Annotated in this window: 18 protein-coding genes; 13 read left to right on the top strand and 5 right to left on the bottom strand. The window is 59.5% G+C overall.

Annotated features, from left to right (window positions below; translation table 11 throughout):
* Positions 1-86: 86 nt before the first annotated feature.
* Positions 87-626: a peptide-methionine (S)-S-oxide reductase MsrA gene (msrA, locus tag GRI38_RS10545; RefSeq protein ID WP_160683481.1), complete on the top strand. Its 540-nt coding sequence runs from the start codon at positions 87-89 to the stop codon at positions 624-626.
* A 76-nt stretch (positions 627-702) separates the two neighbouring features.
* On the opposite strand, the gene GRI38_RS10540 is transcribed toward msrA, so the two are convergent.
* Both GRI38_RS10540 and GRI38_RS10535 read right to left on the bottom strand, forming a co-directional pair.
* Positions 703-1,626 (bottom strand): glycosyltransferase family 2 protein, encoded by a 924-nt coding sequence (locus tag GRI38_RS10540; RefSeq protein ID WP_160683478.1) that lies wholly within the window; start codon positions 1,624-1,626, stop codon positions 703-705.
* 43 nt (positions 1,627-1,669) lie between these two features.
* Positions 1,670-2,860 (bottom strand): glycosyltransferase family 61 protein, encoded by a 1,191-nt coding sequence (locus GRI38_RS10535; RefSeq protein ID WP_160683475.1) that lies wholly within the window; start codon positions 2,858-2,860, stop codon positions 1,670-1,672.
* 295 nt (positions 2,861-3,155) lie between these two features.
* Between GRI38_RS10535 and GRI38_RS10530 the strand changes: the two genes are divergently transcribed.
* The gene (locus GRI38_RS10530) at positions 3,156-4,661 is read left to right on the top strand and encodes a lipopolysaccharide biosynthesis protein (RefSeq protein WP_160683472.1); all 1,506 of its coding nucleotides are present in this window, start codon (positions 3,156-3,158) and stop codon (positions 4,659-4,661) included.
* 64 nt (positions 4,662-4,725) lie between these two features.
* Entirely contained in the window at positions 4,726-5,628 is a 903-nt protein-coding gene (locus tag GRI38_RS10525) for a glycosyltransferase family 2 protein (RefSeq protein ID WP_160683469.1), read from the top strand.
* Between the two features lie 37 nt (positions 5,629-5,665).
* On the opposite strand, the gene GRI38_RS10520 is transcribed toward GRI38_RS10525, so the two are convergent.
* Positions 5,666-6,238 (bottom strand): glycosyltransferase family 25 protein, encoded by a 573-nt coding sequence (locus tag GRI38_RS10520; protein WP_160683465.1) that lies wholly within the window; start codon positions 6,236-6,238, stop codon positions 5,666-5,668.
* A gap of 267 nt (positions 6,239-6,505) precedes the next feature.
* Between GRI38_RS10520 and GRI38_RS10515 the strand changes: the two genes are divergently transcribed.
* Positions 6,506-7,303, top strand: coding sequence for a glycosyltransferase family 32 protein (locus GRI38_RS10515; RefSeq protein ID WP_160683460.1), 798 nt, complete (start codon positions 6,506-6,508; stop codon positions 7,301-7,303).
* Positions 7,304-7,372: 69 nt separating this feature from the next.
* Positions 7,373-8,596, top strand: a complete 1,224-nt coding sequence (locus GRI38_RS10510; protein ID WP_237487504.1) for an MFS transporter — start codon at positions 7,373-7,375, stop codon at positions 8,594-8,596.
* 314 nt (positions 8,597-8,910) lie between these two features.
* Here GRI38_RS10510 and GRI38_RS10505 read toward each other — a convergent pair whose 3' ends face one another.
* Positions 8,911-9,423 carry a hypothetical protein gene (locus tag GRI38_RS10505; RefSeq protein WP_160683455.1) on the bottom strand — a complete coding sequence of 171 codons (513 nt, stop codon included), beginning with the start codon at positions 9,421-9,423 and terminating at the stop codon, positions 8,911-8,913.
* A complete protein-coding gene (locus GRI38_RS14390) occupies positions 9,420-10,094 on the bottom strand; it encodes a hypothetical protein (RefSeq protein ID WP_474100214.1) in 675 nt (224 codons plus the stop codon). The genes GRI38_RS10505 and GRI38_RS14390 overlap by 4 nt, the downstream gene beginning before the upstream one ends.
* 147 nt (positions 10,095-10,241) lie before the next feature.
* Here GRI38_RS14390 and GRI38_RS10495 point away from each other — a divergent pair, with 147 nt between their 5' ends.
* From GRI38_RS10495 to GRI38_RS10460, 8 genes are all read left to right on the top strand, one after another.
* On the top strand, positions 10,242-11,135 hold the full coding sequence (locus GRI38_RS10495) for a ParB/Srx family N-terminal domain-containing protein (protein WP_160684296.1): 894 nt from the start codon (positions 10,242-10,244) through the stop codon (positions 11,133-11,135).
* 61 nt (positions 11,136-11,196) lie between these two features.
* Positions 11,197-11,451 carry a hypothetical protein gene (locus GRI38_RS10490; protein ID WP_160683450.1) on the top strand — a complete coding sequence of 85 codons (255 nt, stop codon included), beginning with the start codon at positions 11,197-11,199 and terminating at the stop codon, positions 11,449-11,451.
* A 68-nt stretch (positions 11,452-11,519) separates the two neighbouring features.
* Positions 11,520-11,663, top strand: coding sequence for a hypothetical protein (locus tag GRI38_RS10485; protein WP_160683445.1), 144 nt, complete (start codon positions 11,520-11,522; stop codon positions 11,661-11,663).
* A 472-nt stretch (positions 11,664-12,135) separates the two neighbouring features.
* A complete protein-coding gene (locus GRI38_RS14290) occupies positions 12,136-13,602 on the top strand; it encodes an ATP-binding protein (RefSeq protein WP_160683440.1) in 1,467 nt (488 codons plus the stop codon).
* Positions 13,599-14,297 (top strand): response regulator, encoded by a 699-nt coding sequence (locus GRI38_RS14285; protein ID WP_160683435.1) that lies wholly within the window; start codon positions 13,599-13,601, stop codon positions 14,295-14,297. The genes GRI38_RS14290 and GRI38_RS14285 overlap by 4 nt, the downstream gene beginning before the upstream one ends.
* 320 nt (positions 14,298-14,617) lie before the next feature.
* Complete coding sequence (gene pal, locus GRI38_RS10470; protein ID WP_160683430.1) at positions 14,618-15,130, top strand: peptidoglycan-associated lipoprotein Pal; 513 nt, start codon at positions 14,618-14,620, stop codon at positions 15,128-15,130.
* A 326-nt stretch (positions 15,131-15,456) separates the two neighbouring features.
* A complete protein-coding gene (locus GRI38_RS10465) occupies positions 15,457-16,008 on the top strand; it encodes a hypothetical protein (RefSeq protein WP_160683426.1) in 552 nt (183 codons plus the stop codon).
* Positions 16,009-16,194: 186 nt separating this feature from the next.
* Positions 16,195-16,430 (top strand): catalase (locus GRI38_RS10460; RefSeq protein WP_160683423.1); only part of this gene is annotated, 236 nt, incomplete at its 3' end.

Here is a 16,430-nt window from a genome sequence, read left to right as displayed (position 1 = left end):
GCGGCAACCCTTCTAAAGCCATCCGGCCCCATGACAAGCGCCGGGCCGGTTCCTATCTGTGCTGCGAAAAGGAGTTTGAGAAGATCATGGCAGACAACAAGCAGGCAATCATCGCGGGCGGATGTTTTTGGTGCACCGAAGCGGTTTTCCGGGACGTGGTCGGGGTGAGCGAAGTCGAAAGCGGCTATATCGGCGGCGAGACGGCAAGCCCTACCTACAAGGAGGTATGCTCGGGCCGCACCGGTCATGCCGAGGCGATCCGGGTGACGTTCGATCCCGATGTCATCAGCACGGACGAAATTTACGACGTGCATCTGGGCACGCATGATCCGACGCAGCTGAACCGGCAGGGCAACGATGTCGGAACGCAGTATCGCTCTGCCATCTTCCCGCTGGACGACGAGCAGCACGAGGCGGCCGAGGCCGCGATCGCCCGCGCGAACGAGGAAAATGACGGCAAGGTCGTCACCACGATCGAGGCGGCGGACAAGTGGTATCCGGCAGAGGATTACCACCAGGAATACTGGGAGGGTGAGGGCAAGCGGAACCCCTATTGCCTCGCCGTGATTCCGCCCAAGCTCATGAAGCTGCGCAAGAGCTTCCAGAACAAGGTCCGCGCCGACTGACGCTGGGAAAGGCTGGGGCGGGGTTGCTCAGGTACTATCTGCGCCGGGTCGCGCAAAGGCAGCTTGGGCAGCCCGGCTAACCGCCCTGAAATTCGTAACGGTCGTGAGCAAGCCCCGCCTTGGTCTTGGCTCGCATGATAAAATCGCGGGCGAGTTCGACCGGGCCGGGCTCGTTGCGCCGCATCCCCTTTTGCGCGCGGGCAATCATCTTCGGAAATCCCTTCGCGTCATGCGCAATCATCGCATAGGCGCGCCGCAAAGGCACGCCGAACCGGCTTTTGCGCCCCTGGTTTTCGAGCAGCCCTTCGATGCGTTCGATAACGTCGAGGCGTGCCGATAATCCCTGTTCCGAAAATCGCTCCCCGCTGAGCGATAACTTTCCTTCCGGAAGGCGCCTGTAGTAAGATGTTCCTCCGGTGGTCCGTATTAAAGGCACCCCCGCTACAAGCGCCCTCATCATGATGTCCCCGTCGTCGTTCTGCCTGCAAGCCGGGTCCCACCCGCCGCTTTTCTCGTAAGCAGGTCGCGACCACAGCACACAACAGGGTGGATGATACCAGCCCGACAGCCATGCAGCGAGAGCGCTCTGTCCCGCCTTGCGGGGAGTGCAGGTGGCCGGGCGCACCTGCCATTCGCCGTCATGGATTTCATAACGTTTCCATTCGCAGGCGGCGATGGCCTCCGGGTAATCGGCCAGCACCTTGGCAAGTTCCTCGAGAACGTTTTCGCCCAAGATGTCGTCGGCATCGAGGAACATGATGGCATCGCCTTTCGCTTCGGCGGCGCCCTTGAGGCGGGCGGCCGATGCGCTCGGAATGGTCTCGTGAAGGACTCGCACCGGTGCCGGACAGGCCGAGGCGATCGCAACGGTATCATCGGTCGAGCCGTTGTCGACGACGAGCAGTTCGAACGGCGGGTGCGTCTGCGCAAGTGCCGAATCGATGGCTTCGGCGATATATGTCTCGCCGTTCAGCACCGGCATGACGATCGAGATATTCATGTCTTCAGTTCCCTTGAAAGGGGTTCAGCGGCGAAGAGCGGCTTCATTTCTCGATCGCTTCGAGAGCCGCGGCGATGGCTTCGGGGTGCACCGTCATGTCACGCTTCAGCGGTTCCGCGTCGCCTTCGCAAACCTCGGCATCGACCAGCGCATATCGCAGGTCCATGGCGCAGGCGAGGGCGTAGAAGTTGGGGTTGGGAAAGCCCAGCCAGGCGATCTCGAGGACGGTCGAACCCGCCGGGCAGAACATCATGTTGGTAAGGCCCGCCCCGTGCGGTCCTGCCAGTATCTCGGTCTGCGACATGAGTTCGATCTGCTCTTCGAAGCCCAGCTCTTCCATGAAGACCCGCTCGAAGCCGGCGGCTTCGAACAGCGGCCAGATGTCATCCTCGTTGGCGAGTTTCCTGATCGCTGCTTTCTTCCGGCTGATGAAGATGCGTCGTGATGCGGGCGCATCGCCGCCGGAAGCGATTGCCTCCCTCACCGGCGCCAGCAATTCGCCGCGGAAGCGATCCGTTTCGAGGACGGTCAGTTCGTCGACCTTCAGGACTTCGCCGACCTCGAAGGTCGGAAAGGCTGCCGGGTCGAGGCCAAGCAGTTCGATCGAGCGCCGCATGACGGGCGTCATCGTCGCGGGCAGGAGTACGTCGTCCAGCCGCCCCAGCTCCTTTAAAAGGACTAGTTTGGGCAGATGGGCGGTCAGCCAGTGCGAGTGGTTGGCATAGGACCGTTCGCAGAACCACGTTGCCTTGCCGATATGTCTCACCCTCGGTGCATTCAGCAGGATTTGCGCATGAAGCGGTCGGAGCACGATTTCGCGCATGTTGATCGCACGATTGTCGTCCGTCAGGATCGCCGGGTAGAAAAGGCCCGTGTCGTCGGTACCGGTAACGACCGTCGCATTTGGCACGACCGTAAAGCGGGTCGGCAAGCTGAGGCGGGTCGGCACGTCGTGCATCGAATAGTGCCACCAGCCGCGATCGCGCGGCAGCCGTTCGCGATCAGCGATGTTGAGCGGCAGGGGGTTGGTTGCGCGTCGTTCGGGATGAACGACCTCCTGCTTCGCGAGGCTGTCGCCCCTCCCCTTCCTGCGCTCATGAAACTCGGTCGGCGTCTCGTTTCTGAGGTTGCGATAGCCGACGCGGGCCGGAGGCACTCCCAGATCGACGAGCAGCCTGCGCAGCGATCCGACAAGGCGCCGAGCGACTTCGCGCAAGCTTCGAGCGATATTCATCCTTCGGCGCTTAGGGGTTCGGTCCATCGCTTGTCCAGCGCAGCAGGCAAGCGGTGTTTTCGTATCGGCATGAGAACCGCTCGATTTCCAGGCCTGTGCCGAACTCGATCACCTGCGCTGCATCGCATTGCAAAACCCTTGGCGGCTGCTAGAGAGTGGCCAATGACGCGGGACCGACCGGATCGACTTTCTCCGGCAACGGAAAAGCTGGCGTCTTACGGAGTTCTCCCGCCCATGACCCCCTGCAATTCGATCCGTCTTGCCGCGCAATAACTTCAGGTAGAATTGCAGCATCATGTCCGGGAAGAAGGGTTCTGTCGTCAAAGGCGTCGCGTGGGTCGGGCTTGGCCGGGCAACCTACGTCATCATTTCCTTCGTCAGCACGATCATCCTCGCCCGCCTTCTGACGCCGGACGATTTCGGCATCGTCGCTATCGCTAGTGCCGCAGCCGCAGTCGTGGCGGTGATGGCGGACCTTCCCTTATCCAAGGCCGTCATCCATCACGACCAGCCCGAAGCCGAGCATTTTCACACGATCTGGACCTTCGGACTGATCAAGGCCGTGGCCATGGTCGTCCTTATCGGAGGCAGCGCGCCCTTCGTCGCGGACTTTTACGGCGATGAGCGCGTCACCGGCCTCCTCATCGCCCTGTCGTTCTCGGCAGCCCTCGGGTCGTTGCAGAACCCCGTTCTCGCCCTGTTCGAGCGCGACCTCGTATTCTGGCAGACGATTGCCCTGTCGCTGGCCGACCGCGTCGCGAATTTCGTCGTCTCGATCTCGGTCGCCTATATCTATCGCTCGTATTGGGCGATCGTGCTCGGCATTCTCGCAGCATCGCTGGTGCGGCTGATACTGTCTTACGTGTTCAGGGCCTACCGACCGCGATTGTCGCTGTCCAAGGCGCGCGAACTGATGTCCTTTTCCATCTGGCTGACACTGGGTAGCTGGGTGCAGGCGTTGAATTCGAAGGCGGACCCGCTCGTCGTCGGCTATTTCGTGCGGACGAACCAACTCGGCATCTATTCGATGAGCCAGCGGCTCGCCAGCATGACCGTCGGCCAGATCCAGTCGCCCATCGCCATGGTCCTTTTCCCGACGCTCGCGCGGATGAAGCACGATCCGGCGCGGCTGCGTTCCGCCTATCTGCGCGTGCAATCGGTTTTCTGCACCGTCGCCTTTCCGGTCGGCGTCGGCTTCGCCGTGCTGGCCGATCCGATCGTGCGGCTGGTCCTCGGGCCGCAATGGATACCCACCATTCCGATCGTGCAGGCGTTCATCCTCATGCAGGCGGCCAATGCCGTGCAGCATGTCGGGCCTATCGCGATGGCGACAGGACATACGCGGGCCCTGTTCTGGCGCGATCTACAGATACTCGTATTGCGGGCGCCATTGCTCGTCGGCGGTATCCTGCTCGGACGCGCGAGCGACATCGGCATGCTTCAGGGCGCGGTCTACGGCCTTGCGTGCAGTCAGGCGATCATGATCGTCTGGTCGATCATGCTGATACGGACTTTGAACGGTATCGGCCTGCGGGACCATTTCGAAGGAGCCTGGCGCCCGCTTCTCGCTTGTGCGGCGATGACCATTGCGGTCCTCGCGGCGGAGCAGGCTTTAATTCCGATCCCGCCTACATTGGAAGGTTATGCCGAAATGATCGCTCTCATCCTGCTGGGTGCGGCAACCTATTTCCTGAGCCTCCTCGTCCTGTGGTACGTCCGGGGCCGTCCGAAGGGACCGGAACAGGAGTTTCTCGATATCGTTGGACCCGCAATAAGCCGCCTTCGCCGCAGCCCCGGCTGATCGAAGACAGAAGGCGGTTCTCGCCCTGAAGGGGCGTCAGCTGGAACGGGGAATTGGATGGCCTATGGCCGATAGTATCGCCGTCATTGTTCCGACCTTCAACGCTGCGACTTTCGTGGAAAGGGCGCTCGCCTCTGCGTTGCAGCAGGAAGAGGTCGCCGAAGTCATCGTGGTGGACGATGCGTCGACGGACCGGACCTGCGAGGTCGTCGAAGCCCTGTCCCGCGAAAATCCCCGCCTCCGTCTCATTCGCAGCACTACGAATGGAGGGCCATCCGTCGCGCGCAACAAGGCGATCGATGCTGCCGGCTCCGACTGGATCGCAATCCTCGATGCCGACGACGCCTATGCGCCTGGCCGCTTCCCCGCGCTGCTTCGGATGGCCGATCGCGAAAATGCCCAGATCGTGAGCGATAACCTTACCTATTACGACTTGCCTAAGGGGGAGATGCTCGGACCCGCCGTCCATCCCGATCCCCCGGTTCAGCAAGTCACGCTGGAGAAGCTGTTTCGCAGCACCCCCGCCGGCGGGTTGGATTATGTGACCCTGAAACCCGTTTTTCGCCGCGCTTTCCTGAACGAGCATGAATTGCGATACGATCCGTCGATCCGCAATGGCGAGGATTTCGACATTCTCGCAAAGGCGCTTCTTGCCGGCGGCGCGTTCTTCGCCGCGCTGGACCGGCCGACCTATTTCTATACGACGCGGGAAAGCGGCACGAGCAAGACGCTGCTGGACGACGAACCCGTCATCGCGCAGAGCGAGGCATGGCTGCGTCATCCGGCCTTTCGAAACGATCCCGGCGTGAAGCGTCTTGCCGAAGCGAGGGTGGACATCCTGCGGCGGCGGCAACTGGACCGGCGAGCGGGGCAGGGCGGCTTCGCCACCCGTCTAGGCACGCTCGGCCTCGCACTGCGAACGCGTGCGGGGCGCGCATGGCTCGGTGACTGGTTGAAGAACCGGTGAGCTGATCGCTTCCTGACCCGTTACAGCCTGGCGAGCATCAGCCCTGCGCTTTGGCGCGCAGCTTCCTAAGTCCTGCCGCCAGCATCCGGGTCGGCCCGAAGCGATCCCACGGACGCGGCGCAATGTCGCTTGCCGAGGAACGCTGCACACCGATCGGCGGCGCCGCAAAATGCGTCGGCGTTTCGGGATGGGCGCGGCGATACCAGACATAGGAGGCATCGATCGGCGGATGAATGCCTTCATATTCGAGATTGTCGAGATATTCGCTGACCAGCCTCGCACCGCGCGCGCTGAAGCCCATCATGTGGGATTCCTGCACATCGCCCAGCCAGGGCTGCTCGACATTCTTGGCGTGGTAGCCGCCATAGAAGATGTCGCAATCCTCCGGCACTTCGTAATCCGCCGCGCGCTCGGTGAACGAACAGTCGTCCTCGAGTATCAGGACCGATTGTCCGGCTTCGACCGCTTCGTGCAGGATTTGCAGATGCCCCTCGAAACAGCCGCGCGCCCCTGCTGAAGAGAAATCTCCGGCAGAAGGGGGCCTGATCGCGGGGAAGAAGGATATGCGAGGATCGTTCTGCAAGCCGACCTTTGCCAGTTCGGCTTCCATCTCGCGCCGTCGGTCGGTCCGCTCGGCGAGATTGATGATGCGGATGATGTCGTAGGAATTGAAAATCGAAGGTACTTTCGATGAGAACGGAACGTGATCCGCCAGCCTGCTTTTGCACCGCTAATGGAACCCCAAGGCCCGATCAAGTTTACATAGGACTATCGGCAATTTTCTCGATCGCATCCTGCACCGCATGGTCGCGGAACTGCGCTCGTATCATCTTTCGTCGCAAAACCGACGGGTCGCAACAAACCTTGGGGGTTCTGCATGACAAGCTTACCGCATCTTCACTCGCTCTGGGTCGGGCCGGAACTGCAATATCTCGAACGGCTCTGCGTCGCTTCGGCGAAGGCCGCCGGTCACGAGTTCACCATATGGAGCTACGAACCCGAAACGCTGAAACATGTGCCGGACGGGATCGAGGTGCGCGATGCGGCCGATGTCATGCCGCGCGATCGCCTGATCTGCTATCGCGGGAGCAATTCCATTGCGCTGGGCGCCAATCTCTGGCGGATCGAACTGCTCGATCAGGGATATGATTGCTGGGTCGACATGGACCTCATCTTTCTCGGCCCGCTCGATTTCGGGGACGATTACATCTTCGCGTGCGAGCACGGAAACCGGATGAACAACGCGATCATGATGGCCCCTGCCGGTTCGCCGCTCGTCGAGGATTTGAAAAGCCTTGCGCGGCCCAACCGGCGGCCACCCTGGTACGGTCCGAAAAAATCGCTGCGTTATTACTGGAAGCGGCTGCGGAACGGGCGGATGGAGCTCGAGGACTATCCGTGGGGCACCTTCAGCGCCGGGATGCTGACCTACGCGATCACGAAGAACGGGCTCGAGCGCTACGCACATCCGATCGAGGTGCTGCATCCCGTGTCATGGGCCGATGCTCGCAAGGTTTACGAGCCTGCCGAGGTTGTCGAGGCGATGCTGACGGACGAGACCCGCACGGTGCATCTGTGGCATTCTCGCCTCGAAGGGTTGCGCGATGCACCGCCGCCCAAAGGCAGTTTCATCGACAAGATGTGCGAGCGGTTCGACATCGATCCGACCTATTGAGCGACGCAGGCCAGCTTTGCCGCCCGATCGCAGTTAGCCCCACCAATTGACTTGACGGGCAAGGGCGGGATGACGAAGGCCGCAGCGTCGATGACGCAGCCAGCACGCCTTTCCGCAACGCAGGAATATCTGCTGGCCCTCGCCGCGGCGGTCGTCACGGCCAACGCCTATTACATCCATCCGATCATCGGCGAAGTCGCCGATCATTTCGGCGTGAGCGCGGCAAGGATCGGCCTCGTCCCGGCATTGAACCAGCTTGCACTCGCCGTCGGCATCCTGCTGCTTTTGCCGCTCGGCGATCGCTACTCCAACCGCTCGCTCACGCTCCTTTTCACCATCGGACAGTGCGTCGGGCTCGGCATCATGACACTCGCCCAGGATTTCGTCCTGTTCACGGCAGGCTCTACGCTGCTCGGCTTCTTCACGATCGCTCCGTATCTGCTGCCGGCCTATGCTTCGAAGCGGGTCGCGCCGGAACGGCTCGGCCACGTGACCGCGATCCTGACGGCGGGCGTTATCTTCGGCATCCTGGTCGCACGGGTCGGCGCGGGCGTCATCGCGGAGCATTTCGGCTGGCGGGCCGTCTACTGGAGCGCGAGCATCGCGATGATCGCGATCACCATTTCGCTGCCGCGCATCATGGAAAAGGGCCAGCGCGACGACAGCGCGGGCGGCCTGCGCTATGGTGCGCTGCTGGGCTCGATGGTTTCTCTGCTGCGACAGGACAAGGAAATCGTTCTGGCAGGAGCGATCCAGGGCATAGGGTTCGGGCAGTTCATCGCCCTGTGGCTAGGGCTGGCGCTGCACCTCACCGGCCCCGAGATGGGTTATGGCACTGACGTTGTCGGGTACCTTGCCGGTTTTGCGGCAATCAGCATCGTCACAACGCCTTATTGGGGAAGGCTTGCGGACCGTATCGGCCCGCGCAAGGCACGTATGGGGTTCGCGCTTATCCAGACGATCGGCATTTCCCTCCTGCTGCCGTTCGGCGGGAATCTCTGGCTGCTCATGATACCGATCCTGATCGGCAATATCGTCGGCCCGGCCATCGACGTGACGAGCCGCATGACGTTTCTGTCGGCCGAACCGAGCCTCAGGACGCGGTTGACGAGCATCTACATCGTCATGATGTTCATCGGGGGGAGTATCGGCAGCGTCGCGGGCACGGCGGTGTTCGATGCCTTCGGATGGAACGGAACCGCGCTCTATATCATCGGCTCGTGCCTTGGGCTGCTGTTTTTTACGGTGCTCGGCTATCGCCTCTACGGCCAGCGCGATCAGCAGAACGCCTGATGCTGAGCAGGACTGTTTGGTGCGCGACGCAGTCCCGAGCGAACCGGTCTCATCACTCGTTTCCCTGTTATCTGGCGATTTACAGGGAAATTCGGCGAATTCGGATATTTTCAAGGGATTTGACGGCAGACAGACGGCGCATTTGCGCGGCTTTCTAAGCAAATTCCTAAGCGAGATAACAGGGAAACGGGCATGCCATATCAGGGTATTGCTACGTAGGTAACAGGGAAGCGCCTGGAACGAACAGGGAGCGGACAACTGCGCTCTATAAAGCCAGCGTAGCGCGGAACCATATCGCATGCTTCGGCAGTGCTTTAGTCCACTCGACCGGGACCGAACAGCGTATCAGCAAGGTCGTCGATCGTGGCCAGCGTATCGAACCGGGCCTTGGGAAGAACGCGAATGTCTTCCCGCTCTGCCTTTTGCCCTTGCCGGTTGCCGCGAGAATCCCGCGCGATGCGGTCGCCGAGCGGCGGCATCGCTGTGCCGGGCTCGCTCCCGAACCAGCGGAACGGTCCGAGCTCGAGCGTGCTGCGGTCGTACAGGTACCAGATCACGCAGCCGCTCGGCTTGGTGGCCAGGCGCGAATGGATGTTCACGCGCGCGGTTCGCGCGTCGCGGTGGCTCGACTTGAGCTGGATGTGCCGCAGTATGCCGCCCGCCTCGATGACAATGTCGTGTCCGAAAGCGTCGACTTCCGCGCGCAGGACCTCGATGTCCCGGAAGCCGCGCCGCCAGAGGCTTGCGGTGAGCGATGCGACGAACTGGTGTTCGAGCAGCTTTTCGAGGATCGACGAGTTGTGGGTTTCGGGAAGGTTATCGGTCATGCGTCCTGATTGCTTCGCGTGGCGTCGAAGTCGAGGACAAAATGAGACTCATCGTCCGTGGACCGATTGTCCGAGTCGATGTGCTGTCGTTCGATGGACGTGCGACAGCTATCCGGTGCCAATGTCAGGCGGCTTCGCCGTGCGAAAGGCTTGTCGCAGGAAGAGTTCGGGTTCCACGCGGGGATCGACCGGACATATGTGTCGGCGGTCGAGCGCGGCGTTGGCAACCCGACAATCATGACCGCGCAACGGTTCGCGGACGGGCTCGGGGCTCCGGTCCACGAACTCTTCATGACTTCCGGAAAGGAGTCCGGATTACGAGCAGTAGATCGCCTTATGACCTCTTTGGCGAAGGGATCCTGCACCTCCTTCGCCATCGGCGCGACAGAGGGGAAGATGTGCTCGCCCGCGATGTTGTCGCTACGATCGAGGCTAATCCGGAGCTGGTCCCCGAAGACGATGTACGCGAACTCGTAGTCAAGGGACTTCGGGGCGAACTGAAGGCTAAGCGTGAAAGGAAGAAAAGTCTGCTCAGGCGAGTAGCCAACGAGCAACTGGTCTTGGCGTACTACGCCCGGATTCGACCGGTAGTCATGAAACTGCGCAAAGGGATGCGCAAGGCTGGCTGGAGAAAGCGACCGGTTGATTACTCTGACATCGAGCTCGTGCACGCAGTCATCGCAAGACGGAACGGATATGCGGTACCGGAAACCGTACGAAACATCATTTCCTCATTCAAAAACCGGTCTAATTCCCAGTAGGTACTTTCGATCGCTCGCATGACATCTGGACCGTTTTTTCAACAAGAGGACGTTCACATGACTGACACGACCATAATAAGACCCGAGAAACTCGAACACCTCGTACCCCAAGAGCGCAACGCGCGGACACATTCCAGGAAACAGCTCAAGCAGATAGCCGAAAGTATCAAGAAATTCGGCTTTACCAACCCGGTCCTCGCAGATGGACAGAACGGTATCATCGCGGGACACGGCCGGTTGGAAGCAGCCAAGCTGCTCGGTTTGATGCGTATTCCTGTCCTGCGCCTGGAACACATGACCGAGGCAGAGAAGCGCGCCTATGTCATCGCCGACAACCGCCTCGCGGAGCTGGCTGGATGGGACAACGAGCTGTTGGCGCTTGAACTCGGGGCCATCCATGAACTCGATAAGGAATTCGAGCTGGCCCTGACCGGTTTTGACACGGCAGAAGTGGAAGCGCTGTTGAACAGCCTGGATGCCGAACCCGCACCGGAGCAGCCGGCACAGATCGACGAGAGTGCGCCTGTAATTTCCCGCGTGGGCGACAAGTGGATCCTTGGCGACCATGCCATAATCTGCGGCGACGCGACCGATCCGGCTGTTTATTCCAAGCTTCTAGGTACGGAAAAGGCGCAAATGGTGTTCACAGACCCGCCGTACAATGTGCCCGTAGGCGGCCACATCTGCGGCCTCGGGAAGGTGCAGCATGAAGAGTTCGTGATGGCATCGGAAGAGATGAGCCAGGAAGAGTTCACCGCCTTTCTCACTTCGGTAACTGCCAATCTCGCCCGCTTCAGCAGCGATGGTTCGATCCACTATGTCTGCATGGACTGGCGCCACATGCAGGAGTTGCTCACCGCTGGCGCGGCCTCCTACACGGAACTCAAGAACCTCGTCTTCGTGTTCAAGCATGGAACCGGGCAAGTCGGGCAGTCCCAGCGGGCGGCCTAGGAAGTTAAAGCCTAAAAAGCCTTGAAGACGCTGCTCGAGGCGGTCGCACGAAGAGATCGAGATGACCGGTGAGACAATGACCATGCTGGAAGTCGAGCTTCGCTCTCTGCAGCGCAAGGCAGCTAAGGGGGACGTTACCGCCAGTCGTCACCTCACCAGCCTTTGCGCGGAAGCCGGCTTTGGCATCTCCCAAACCGCAGCTGGCGTGCTCGTCGTCCCCGGCGTGATCGACCTCGACAAGTGGTCGGCTGCTGCCACGCAGCAGCAGGCGAAATTCCGCAGCGCAGCAGGGAAGGAGGGGCAAGAAGACGACTGACTCTACTGGGAAAGAGGCAATCAAGCAATTCCGCAAAAAACGATATAGAAGGAACTATCCTGACAACTTTGAAGACCGACCCCCGTGAACAGCTTGCCAGGGCTGTTCGTGGCTACAACTTCGCGGCGATAGATGGCTGGGAAGGGCTTGAGCGCCTGGCCGACCGCATGGACATGGTAGCAATTGAAACTGATCTTTCACCCGATGTCTAGGGTAAATGTTTCGCCCGTGGCCACGTGCATTTCAAGCTTTTTAATTGGGACGATGAAGAGTTCGGCAATATCCGTCTGTATCTTGCCGCTTCGGGGAGCGCGCTAGCGCACAACCTGCGTATCGACTGCCTTCTCCTGTCTCCTCACGAACACTAAGGCTGAATTAACGGGAGCTTCCTTGGCAATGGAGCCAGCTGACAAAGCGGCTTAGGTAGCGGATCGCGCGCATAAGCGTGGTCCGCCACCGACTGAGGCAAGCGCAGCGCATTCTGGTGCAGGATGATAATTTGCTTAGAAACTGCCGCTTATGCCGGCGGGCGCAGTCGTAAATAGCGCAATCTATTTAATCTCAGGTACGTGGTTTCATGGATGTCAACGGCGTAGCTCCGAAGCCGCGTAGAAAAGGCATACAAGCTGTCGGACGCCGAAGAAGCTATAGGGCGGAGCGAACCGTTCGAGCCAAGGTGTAACTGTGACCTTCAAACCCCCATCATTCTTCGTCACCACAGGTATCTTTGTCGCTGCCACCGTTGGAACGCATCTTGCGCAAACGGTCGACCGACCAATCACTGCCGTTCTCATTTACTTGACCGGCGTAATCATTATCGCGGTTCATTCGGGCATGCTGGCCGCCATCATGGGAGCGGTAGCGGCTTCCGGAATTTATAACTTCTTTCTCAGCGAGCCACGCTTCGAATTCGGCGTGACGACCGTCGATGAGGCCATCCCGCTTATCGCCTTCAACGCCACAGCCCTTCTTACCGGACTTCTGGTAGGGCGCCTGCGCGACTCCGTCGAACGGGCGCGAACTGCGCAGACGGAAAGTGCATTCCTGCTTACGGTCAGCGATCGATTGCAGAGGGCGCTTCAAGTGAAAGACGTCGAAGGAGCCATGCGCGGTCTTCTTCCCTCGCAGTATATCCAGTCGGTCAAAATCTTTATCGCGGACGGTGACTATTATTTCCGTCCAAGCACTGGCGAGATCGAACTTTGCCCAATGGAACCCCTTCTGGAAGACGTCGGAACGAACGGCAAGAAAGGGGCGATCGTTCTGGAACTCGTCGGCGCGCGGGGACCCCTTGGGATAGTCAAGTTTCGCACGACCGAGGAATACGGTTCGCAATCGAACCTTACGGACCTGCAATCGGTCTCCGCGTTGTTGGCTTTGGCGATAGAACGCTGTCTTTTGCTCGAGGAGGTCGCAGAAACTCAATTGCAAGCCCGTAGCGAGGCGCTGAAAAACTCTTTGTTCTCTTCGATCTCTCACGATTTGAGAACACCGATTACCGTCATGGAAGCGGCTTCAGGTGCGCTGTCTTCTCCCGATGTCGATTTGAGCCAGGAGCAACGCGACAGCCTCCTTTCCTCGATCATCGAGCAATGTCATCGCCTCGATCGCTACACGACCGATCTGCTCGACGTGGGTCGCATTCAAGCCGGTCTCCTGCCGGAAACACAAACGATGGACCTCAGCGAAATCGCCATGTCGGCCATTAGGCAGATACGTGCAGCCCATCCGACGCTCGATGTCAGACGGGAATTTTCGGCCGATCCTGCGATAATTGCCGGAAATCCGACGCTGATCGAACAGGCAATCGCCAACCTTTTGGACAATGCTTCGAAGTTTGCGAACGAAGATCCGGTCACGCTATCGGTGAAGGCCGCCAATCATTTTGTGGAACTGTCGATTACGGACCAGGGAAGCGGAATAAAGATGGCCGATCAAGAAAGGGTTTTCGAACGTTTCTACAAGGGCAGAAACGAGGGCAGCAAGGCCGGCTCCGGTTTGGGACTTTTCATTGCCCGAGGGTTCGTCGAAGCCTGTGCCGGTATGCTGACCGTGCAATCCCCTGTCGAGGGCGGACGCGGTACGCGGTTTACGATGCGGTTCTCGCCCGCCACGGACGCGGTCGACGAACGGGTTGAGGTGTCTTCGTGAACATTCTCATTGTCGACGATGAGCCCTCCATCATCCGGGCTCTTAAGCCGGTTCTCACGGCTCTGTCGCATGACGTATTCGAAGCAGCCACAGGATCTGCCGCACTGCAAATGGTAAGGCAAAGCACGATCGATATCGTACTTCTGGATCTTGGTTTGCCCGATGCAGATGGATCCGAACTCATCGCGCCGTTGAAGGACGAAGCTGGCGCAAGCGTGCTTGTCCTGTCCGCTCGGCATCTGGAAGCTGACAAGGTTCGTGCGCTCGACGAAGGCGCCGACGACTACATCGACAAGCCATTCGGAATGGCGGAGCTTCTGGCTCGTATAAGGGTCATCGAACGCCGTAGGAAGCAGGAGAGCGACGGAACTGCGACAATCTTCCAGTCCGAAAATTTGCGCGTCGATCTCGCTCGAAGACAGGTCACCCTGATGGGCGAACCCATCAATCTCTCTCCGAAGGAATTTGCAATTTTCGGCGCCCTCGTGCGCAACTCCGCTCAGGTAGTCACCCAGCGGCAACTCATGATCGCCGGATGGAATACGCCTTTAGTCGATGGGCAATATCTTCGGAGCTATATCGCGCTTCTGCGCGACAAGCTGGAAGAGGATCCATCTTACCCCGAACTTATCCTGACCGAGAGCGGTGTTGGCTACAGGCTCGCCGAGCAGATGACACCTGTTCGTCGGACGTAAGACTGAAGAGAAATTCGGCTCCCGCCCCGAAATCGGGGCAAGACCTTCATGTCTGCATTTTGTCTTTGAGCGAATGGAAGCGCTTGACCAGCCTTAGGTAGCTGGCGGGGGTGAGACGAGAGAACTGAATCCCGCCAGCTACTGTCGAGCGACGCTTTGGACTGAGGGGGAGCGTCGCAGAATCAGCATATCGGAATACTTCGCGACCAATACCTACGCGATTTTAACGGGGGCGTGAAAACGCCATACATACGCTCCGCCCCGCACCGCGCTATCATTGCCTCCTACCCTTCGCAGAGGGATATTAGGAGTATTGATCCATGAGTTTGAAGCCGAATATCGTACTCGTCGCCGCGCTCGCTCTTAGCGTTGCTGGCTGTGGCAAGAAAGAAGTCGACACGCTTCCCCCGGCACCCGGACCCGCTCCGATCCAGTCGCAGAATCAGGGTTCGCAGACAAGGATTGTACCCGGCAGCCAGGCCGACTTCAGCAACCGGATGGCCGGTCTGGACACGATCTATTTCGACACTGATCAATTCGACATCGACGATGAAGATGCCGTCGCCCTGCGGCGTCAGGCTGAATGGCTGCGCCAATACCCGGCGAAACGTGCTCGGATAGAGGGTTATACCGATGAAAGAGGCACGCGCGAATACAACCTCGCTCTTGGTGAACGACGGGCAACTGCTGCACGCAACTATCTCGTATCGCTGGGCATCGCGGAAAACCGGCTGACGGTCATCAGCTATGGCAAGGAGCGGCCGGCTGTCCTCGATAGCACCGAAGCTGCTTGGGCGAGGAACCGCAGGGCAGTCACACTGACCATCGATTGAGGTGGGAGCGTCCGCTCAGCCTTTCAAAGAAGCCGTTGTTCGAAAAGCGAGGGCAGTCATGCTATTTCACCAACCGACCGAGATATTCTGGTGGAAGGACGTGGTCGTGCGCCGGATTGTTCTGGGCATGTCCCTGATCTTTCTGACGAGTGTCGCTGCTGGCATTCGACTTTCGCTCTCTTGACGATAATCATTGATCGCTGCCAATCTTGCTTTAGCAACGGTCGCTTCGCACGCGACCGTCGTTTCTCTTGGCTGACCGGAGATTACCCTTGAAACTCTGGCGTATCGGCGCTTGCTTCCTATTCATCGGAGCGTGTGCTCCGATGCAGCAGGTTCAGTCGGTCGCTGATATGGGGGGATACCTCGTCGACACTTACCGTGCTAGCCCTGCGACGGCATCGCTGAGCGTCACCGAACTGCGGCTTTTGCAGAGACGCGATTACCGAGTCGACAAGCAGGTCGCATTCGCTGCCACGATGAATGTTCTTCTTGATATGGGCTTGCGCATCGAAACAGCCGATATCGAGAGCGGGTTCATCACCGCCGTCGCTCCGACCCGTCAGCAACGCAAACTGGATTTTGGCGGCGTTCTGCGGGTCTCCAACGTTCAGATGATATCGGCGTTCGTCGAAGCGTCGGGCACTGGCGAAGCCCTTGTGAGACTTGCGATAGCAGATGCCGAAACGACGAACCGCGAAGGCGGCAGGGCAACGGAAACTGCGAATACACAGGCGGAGCTTTATCAGCAGTTCTTCGAACAACTCGGCCACGAAATCATGCGGCGCTCCGCATTGCAGGTGCCAGAGAATGAACCAATTCCCGCCGACACAGATGCCGGGACTGTTGAAGAGTTACAGCTTGAGAACTTAGAATAACCGTTTGGCGGCCGCGGTAATCGTGGCGCCCATTGCGATCGAACTCGGGCACTTCGTGAAACGTCTGTTCCGAGAAGCCAGTCACGCACTACCCGTGAGATGAACATAAAAGCCTAAACTTATTGGGATCGCGGAACTTTGCACGCCTTCAGAGTTCAGTGAAGGAACCGTTTAAAGGAATTGGTCATGACCAAAAAACTCGAACTGTCGAAAGGCGGCGCAAACCATCAGAAGCCTCACGGCCATGATGACGTAATGACGACTGCCCAAGGGCATCCGATTGCCGACGACCAGAATTGGCTCACTGCCGGTCCGCGCGGACCGCAGCTTCTCGAAGACCACATTGCGCGCGAGAAAATATTCCATTTCGATCACGAGCGCATTCCGGAGCGTGTGGTTCATGCCCGCGGCTACGGCGTGCA

It is taken from the genome of Parapontixanthobacter aurantiacus, from assembly GCF_009827635.1.
Lineage (GTDB): Bacteria > Pseudomonadota > Alphaproteobacteria > Sphingomonadales > Sphingomonadaceae > Parapontixanthobacter > Parapontixanthobacter aurantiacus.
The sequence above is the reverse complement of the archived record's forward strand: the minus strand, read 5'-3'. Positions and strand labels throughout refer to the sequence as shown.